Below are 7,500 nucleotides of genomic sequence, written 5' to 3' on the forward strand. Positions count from 1 at the left end.
TTGGAAAATATCTCTGATTTATGGAATAGTGCCTTAAAAGAATTAGAAAAAAAGGTAAGCAAGCCTAGTTATGAAACATGGTTAAAATCAACAACGGCTCATAACTTGAAGAAAGACGTATTAACGATTACAGCTCCAAATGAATTTGCTCGTGACTGGCTAGAATCTCATTACTCAGAACTAATTTCGGAAACACTATACGATTTAACAGGGGCAAAATTAGCAATTCGCTTTATTATTCCCCAAAGTCAATCGGAAGAGGACATTGATCTTCCTCCAGTTAAGCGGAATCCAGCACAAGATGATTCAGCTCATTTACCACAGAGCATGTTAAATCCAAAATATACATTTGATACATTTGTTATCGGCTCTGGTAACCGTTTTGCCCATGCAGCTTCATTAGCTGTAGCCGAGGCGCCAGCTAAAGCGTATAATCCACTCTTTATTTACGGGGGAGTTGGGCTTGGAAAGACGCATTTAATGCACGCAATTGGTCATTATGTAATTGAACATAATCCAAATGCAAAAGTTGTATATTTATCATCAGAAAAATTCACGAATGAATTTATTAACTCTATTCGTGATAATAAAGCTGTTGATTTTCGTAATAAATATCGCAACGTAGATGTTTTATTGATAGATGATATTCAATTTCTTGCTGGAAAGGAACAAACTCAAGAAGAGTTTTTCCATACATTTAATGCATTACATGAAGAAAGTAAACAAATTGTAATTTCTAGTGATCGACCACCAAAAGAAATTCCAACTTTAGAAGATCGTCTTCGTTCTCGCTTTGAATGGGGACTTATTACAGATATTACGCCGCCAGATTTAGAGACACGAATTGCAATTTTACGCAAAAAGGCAAAAGCTGAAGGGCTTGATATACCAAATGAAGTTATGCTTTATATCGCAAATCAAATTGATTCAAATATTCGTGAATTAGAAGGTGCACTTATCCGAGTTGTAGCTTATTCATCTTTAATTAATAAAGATATTAATGCTGATTTAGCAGCTGAAGCACTTAAAGATATTATTCCAAATTCTAAGCCGAAAATTATCTCTATTTATGATATTCAAAAAGCTGTCGGAGACGTTTATCAAGTAAAATTAGAAGATTTTAAAGCGAAAAAACGCACAAAATCAGTTGCGTTTCCTCGCCAAATTGCAATGTATTTATCACGCGAACTTACGGATTCCTCTTTACCAAAAATAGGTGAAGAATTTGGTGGACGTGATCATACAACAGTTATCCATGCCCATGAAAAAATTTCTAAACTACTAAAAACCGATACGCAATTACAAAAGCAAGTTGAAGAAATTAATGGTATTTTAAAGTAGTAGCTGAATAGTGTGAATAACTTACCTTGTTTTACGCACAGTCTATCCACATGTAGATAGACTGTTTTTACATCCTTCAAAGGGGTTATCCACATATCCACAAGCCCTATTACTATTACTACTATTTTTTATCTTTATTAATTAAATAAAATCTTATACTTACCGGAGGTTTTTCTTTATGCGTTTTACAATACAAAAAGACTATCTTGTAAGAGGTGTACAAGATGTAATGAAGGCAGTTTCTTCTCGTACAACAATCCCTATCCTTACGGGAATTAAAGTTGTAGCTACTGAAGAAGGGGTTACATTAACAGGAAGCGATGCTGATATTTCTATTGAATCGTTTATTCCAGTCGAAGAAAATGGAAAAGAAATCGTAGAAATAGCTCAATCAGGAAGCATTGTTTTACAAGCAAAATATTTTAGTGAGATTGTAAAAAAACTACCTAAAGATACTGTCGAAATTTCTGTGGAAAATCATTTTATGACAAAAATAAAATCTGGAAAATCAGAATTTAACTTAAATGGTTTGGATTCTGCAGAATATCCGTTATTACCACAGATTGAAGAACATCATGTATTTAAGATACCAACAGATTTACTTAAGCATATGATCAGACAAACTGTATTTGCAGTTTCTACTTCTGAAACAAGACCAATCTTGACAGGTGTAAACTGGAAGGTATATAACAGCGAGTTAACTTGTATTGCAACAGATAGTCATAGACTAGCACTTCGAAAAGCGAAAATCGAAGGACATAATATTGCAGATGAATTTCAAGCTAATGTTGTTATCCCAGGTAAGAGCTTAAATGAATTAAGTAAGATTCTAGATGAGTCTGAAGAAATGGTGGATATCGTTATTACGGAGTATCAAGTATTATTCCGTACAAAACATTTATTATTCTTCTCAAGATTGTTAGAAGGAAATTATCCAGATACAACACGTTTAATTCCAGCAGAGAGTAAAACGGATATTTTTGTGAATACAAAAGAATTCCTACAAGCAATTGATCGTGCTTCACTATTAGCGAGAGATGGCCGCAATAACGTTGTCAAATTATCAACTTTAGAGCAAGAAATGCTAGAGATTTCTTCGAATTCACCAGAAATCGGAAAAGTTGTCGAAGAAGTACAATGTGAAAAAGTGGATGGAGAAGAGTTAAAAATATCTTTTAGTGCAAAATATATGATGGATGCATTGAAAGCCTTGGATAGTACAGAGATTAAAGTTAGTTTTACTGGGGCGATGAGACCGTTCTTAATTCGTACAGTAAATGATGATTCAATTATTCAATTAATTTTACCAGTTCGTACTTACTAGGTAAGGAATAAGGGTTGCTAGTTTAAAGATGCTAGTGGCCCTTATTTGATTTTTGGGTATTACTTTCCTAATGTTAGTTTATTTAGTACAATGAAAGAATGAACACTTTCAGAAAGTGAGCGATTTTATGAAACATATTAAAATTTCAACAGAGTATATTACACTAGGACAATTTTTAAAGTTAGCTGATGTAATTGATACAGGTGGCGCTGTAAAATGGTTTTTACAAGAATATGAAGTGTACGTGAACAACGAACTTGAAAATAGAAGAGGTCGCAAACTATATGCGAATGATGTTATTGAAATTCCAGGAAGCGGAACTTTCCAAGTTCAGGCATAAAGGGGGAGCCCTTTGTTTATTTCAGAAATACAATTAAAAAACTATCGCAATTATGAAAAATTAGAGCTTTCCTTTGAAGATAAGGTAAATGTAATTATCGGCGAAAATGCACAAGGGAAAACAAACTTGATGGAAGCTATTTATGTTTTAGCGATGGCGAAATCTCATAGAACCTCTAATGATCGCGAACTTATCCGCTGGGATGAAGAGTTTGGTCAAATAAAAGGGAAATTACAAAAAAGAAACAGTTCTTTGTCTTTGGAATTAAATATTTCGAAAAAAGGTAAAAAGGCAAAATTAAATCAACTTGAACAACAAAAGTTAAGTCAATATATTGGCGTGATGAACGTTGTCATGTTTGCCCCAGAAGATTTAAATCTTGTAAAAGGAAGCCCTCAAGTAAGAAGACGCTTTTTAGATATGGAATTAGGACAAATAGCTCCTGTATATTTGTATGAATTAAGTCAATATCAAAAGGTGCTCACGCAACGAAATCACTTGTTGAAAAAAATGCAAGGGAATAGTAAGAATGAGGAAACGATGTTGGATGTATTTACCCTTCAACTAATTGAGCATGGTGCAAAAATACTGCAAAAACGTTTTGAATTTTTGCATTTGCTACAGGAATGGGCAGCTCCAATTCATCGCGGTATAAGCCGTGGATTAGAAGAGTTAGAAATTGTCTATAAACCAAGTGTAGATGTATCAGAATCAATGGATTTGTCGAAAATAAAAGAAGTATACTATGAAAGTTTTCAATCTGTGAAACAACGTGAAATTTTCCGTGGTACGACTTTAATTGGTCCTCATCGTGATGATTTACAATTCTTCGTTAATAGTAAAAATGTTCAAGTCTTTGGTTCGCAAGGACAACAACGAACGACCGCACTATCCCTAAAATTAGCTGAAATTGAATTAATTTATTCAGAGGTTAAAGAATATCCAATCCTTTTACTGGATGATGTTTTATCAGAATTAGACGATTATCGTCAATCACATCTGTTAAATACAATTCAAGGAAAGGTGCAAACATTTGTTACAACGACGAGTGTCGACGGAATTGAACACGAAACATTAAAAGATGCGAAAACAATTCATGTAACGAACGGCACGGTAGATTGTGAAATAGATAGGGCATAAACCCCTGTTTAAATGGAAAAGTAGGTGATCTTTGTGTCAATGGAACAAAAACAAATGCAAGAAAATGCATATGATGAAAGTCAGATACAGGTACTTGAAGGACTAGAGGCAGTTCGGAAACGTCCGGGTATGTATATTGGATCTACGAGTGGGAAGGGACTTCACCACCTTGTATGGGAGATTGTCGATAATAGTATCGATGAAGCGTTAGCAGGATATTGCGATGAAATTAACGTTAGTATCGAAGAAGATAATAGTATTCTTGTAACGGATAATGGACGTGGTATTCCAGTTGGTATACAAGAAAAAATGGGACGTCCTGCAGTAGAGGTTATTATGACTGTCCTCCACGCTGGTGGTAAATTTGGCGGTGGCGGTTATAAAGTTTCTGGTGGTTTGCACGGTGTTGGTGCATCTGTTGTAAATGCCTTATCAACAGAATTAGAAGTATTTGTACATCGTGATGGCAAAATCCATTACCAAAAATACGAAAGAGGTATTCCGGTTGCAGATTTAAAAGTCATCGGTGATACAGATAAGACTGGAACAATAACTCGCTTTAAACCGGATCCAGAAATTTTTAAAGAGACGACAGAATATGAATTCGATACGCTAGCGACTCGTATGCGTGAGTTGGCGTTTTTAAATCGTAATATTAAATTAACAATTGAAGATAAACGTGAACATAAGCAAAAGAAAGAGTTCCACTATGAAGGTGGAATTAAATCATATGTTGAACATTTAAATCGTTCAAAACAACCAATTCATGAAGAGCCTGTATATGTAGAAGGTTCAAAAGATGGTATTCAAGTTGAAGTTGCGCTTCAATATAACGAAGGATATACAAATCATATTTACTCATTTACAAATAATATTCATACGTATGAAGGTGGTACACATGAGGTAGGATTTAAAACTGCCTTAACACGTGTGATTAACGATTATGGTCGTAAAAATAACATTTTAAAAGATGCGGATAGTAATTTGACTGGTGAAGATGTTCGTGAAGGTTTAACAGCAATCGTGTCAATTAAACATCCAAATCCACAATTTGAAGGGCAAACGAAGACGAAACTTGGAAATAGTGAAGCGAGAACGATTACGGAGTCAGTATTCTCTGAGGCTTTTGAAAAATTCTTACTGGAAAATCCCAATGTTGCACGTAAGGTTGTAGATAAAGGGACGATGGCAGCACGTGCGCGTGTAGCAGCTAAAAAGGCTCGTGAGCTAACTCGCCGAAAGAGTGCTTTAGAAGTTTCAAGTTTACCAGGGAAATTGGCAGATTGTTCTTCTAAAGATCCAGCAATTAGTGAAATTTATATCGTAGAGGGTGACTCTGCGGGTGGATCTGCAAAACAAGGACGCGATCGTCATTTTCAAGCAATTTTACCGCTGAAGGGTAAAATTATTAATGTTGAAAAGGCACGCTTAGATAAGATTTTATCAAATGATGAAGTTCGTACAATTATTACGGCGATTGGTACAAATATTGGTGGGGACTTCGATATCGAAAAAGCACGCTATCATAAAGTTATTATTATGACCGATGCTGATGTTGATGGTGCGCATATTCGTACCCTATTATTAACGTTCTTCTATCGTTATATGCGTCAAATAATTGAGTGTGGATATATATATATCGCACAGCCACCTTTGTTTAAAGTGCAACAAGGTAAAAAAATTCAATATGCTTATAATGATAAAGAACTTGAAAAAATATTAGCTGAGTTACCAGCCCAGCCGAAACCAGGAATTCAACGTTATAAAGGTCTTGGAGAGATGAATCCAACTCAGCTATGGGAGACGACAATGGATCCAGAAGTACGTTCGTTACTTCAAGTTTCCCTTCAAGATGCAATAGAAGCAGATGAAACATTTGAAATTTTAATGGGTGATAAAGTGGAACCGCGTCGTAACTTTATCCAAGAGAATGCAAAATACGTGAAAAACCTTGATATTTAAATGAGTAATGACAGGAATCTAAGTATTCCTGTCTTCTACATATAAATCAATGTATGTGTAACGGAAATGTAAGAGGAGGTGCTCGTTGATGTCAGACAATCAACAACAAGCACGAATTCGAGAAATTAATATTAGTCATGAAATGCGTACCTCATTTTTAGATTACGCAATGAGTGTTATCGTATCTCGTGCATTACCAGATGTTCGTGATGGATTAAAACCTGTGCATCGTAGGGTTTTATATGCGATGAATGATTTAGGAATTACAGCTGATAAAGCGTATAAAAAATCAGCACGTATTGTCGGTGAAGTAATCGGTAAGTATCACCCTCATGGAGATTCAGCCGTTTATGAAACAATGGTACGTATGGCGCAAGATTTCAGTCAACGTTATATGCTTGTAGATGGGCATGGTAACTTCGGTTCTGTAGATGGAGATTCAGCAGCGGCAATGCGTTATACAGAGGCAAGAATGTCTAAGATTTCTATGGAATTAATACGTGATATTTCAAAAAATACAATTGATTACCAAGATAACTACGATGGTTCGGAAAGAGAGCCGATTGTATTACCAGCGCGTTTCCCTAATTTATTAGTAAACGGTACGACAGGTATTGCAGTTGGTATGGCAACAAATATTCCGCCGCATCAACTTGGCGAAGTAATTGATGGTGTGTTGGCATTAAGCCATAATCCAGATATCACTATCGCGGAATTAATGGAATATATTCCTGGACCAGACTTCCCGACATCAGGTTTAATCTTAGGGCGAAGTGGCATCCGTAGAGCTTATGAAACAGGACGAGGTTCTATTATGCTTCGTGCCAAAGTTGAAATTGAAGAGAAATCAAATGGTAAACAATCTATTATCGTAACGGAACTACCTTATCAAGTTAATAAGGCACGATTAATTGAAAAAATCGCAGAATTAGTTCGCGATAAGAAAATTGAAGGTATTACAGATTTACGTGATGAATCAGACCGAAATGGTATGCGTATTGTCATGGAAGTACGTCGTGACGCTAATGCAAACGTACTATTAAACAATCTATATAAACATACAGCACTTCAAACAAGTTTCGGTATTAATATGTTGTCTCTTGTAAATGGAGAGCCTCAAGTACTAAACTTAAAACAAAACTTATATCATTATTTGGAACACCAGAAGGTAGTAATCCGTAGACGTACTGCTTATGAATTAGAAAAAGCAGAGGCACGTGCCCATATTTTAGAAGGATTACGAATTGCTTTAGATCATCTTGATGAAGTTATTACGTTAATTCGTAGTTCAAAAACGGCTGATATTGCAAAGCAAGGCTTAATGGAACGTTTCGGTTTAAGTGAGAAACAAGCGCAAGCGATTTTAGATATGCGTCTGCAACGCTTAACTGGA

General features: G+C 35.5%; 6 protein-coding genes (1 of these 6 only partly in view). All 6 read left to right on the forward strand.

Going from position 1 to position 7,500, the window contains the following annotated elements; genetic code table 11:
• Positions 1-1,341: a chromosomal replication initiator protein DnaA gene (gene dnaA, locus MHH27_RS00005; RefSeq protein ID WP_000428028.1), complete on the forward strand. Its 1,341-nt coding sequence runs from the start codon at positions 1-3 to the stop codon at positions 1,339-1,341.
• A 178-nt stretch (positions 1,342-1,519) separates the two neighbouring features.
• Complete coding sequence (gene dnaN / locus MHH27_RS00010) at positions 1,520-2,665, forward strand: DNA polymerase III subunit beta (RefSeq protein WP_001212886.1); 1,146 nt, start codon at positions 1,520-1,522, stop codon at positions 2,663-2,665.
• Between the two features lie 127 nt (positions 2,666-2,792).
• Positions 2,793-3,005, forward strand: a complete 213-nt coding sequence (gene yaaA, locus MHH27_RS00015) for a S4 domain-containing protein YaaA (protein ID WP_000680510.1) — start codon at positions 2,793-2,795, stop codon at positions 3,003-3,005.
• A gap of 12 nt (positions 3,006-3,017) precedes the next feature.
• Positions 3,018-4,145, forward strand: coding sequence for a DNA replication/repair protein RecF (recF, locus tag MHH27_RS00020; RefSeq protein WP_000470755.1), 1,128 nt, complete (start codon positions 3,018-3,020; stop codon positions 4,143-4,145).
• A gap of 39 nt (positions 4,146-4,184) precedes the next feature.
• Positions 4,185-6,107, forward strand: a complete 1,923-nt coding sequence (gene gyrB, locus MHH27_RS00025) for a DNA topoisomerase (ATP-hydrolyzing) subunit B (protein WP_000435980.1) — start codon at positions 4,185-4,187, stop codon at positions 6,105-6,107.
• 88 nt (positions 6,108-6,195) lie between these two features.
• Positions 6,196-7,500: the 5' portion of a DNA gyrase subunit A gene (gyrA, locus tag MHH27_RS00030; protein ID WP_001282866.1), read on the forward strand. The gene runs 1,167 nt beyond the window's last position; only the first 1,305 of its 2,472 coding nucleotides appear in the window; its start codon is at positions 6,196-6,198; its stop codon lies beyond the right edge, outside the window.

The sequence above is a fragment of the Bacillus sp. FSL L8-0152 genome, from assembly GCF_038006365.1.
Taxonomy (GTDB): domain Bacteria; phylum Bacillota; class Bacilli; order Bacillales; family Bacillaceae_G; genus Bacillus_A; species Bacillus_A cereus.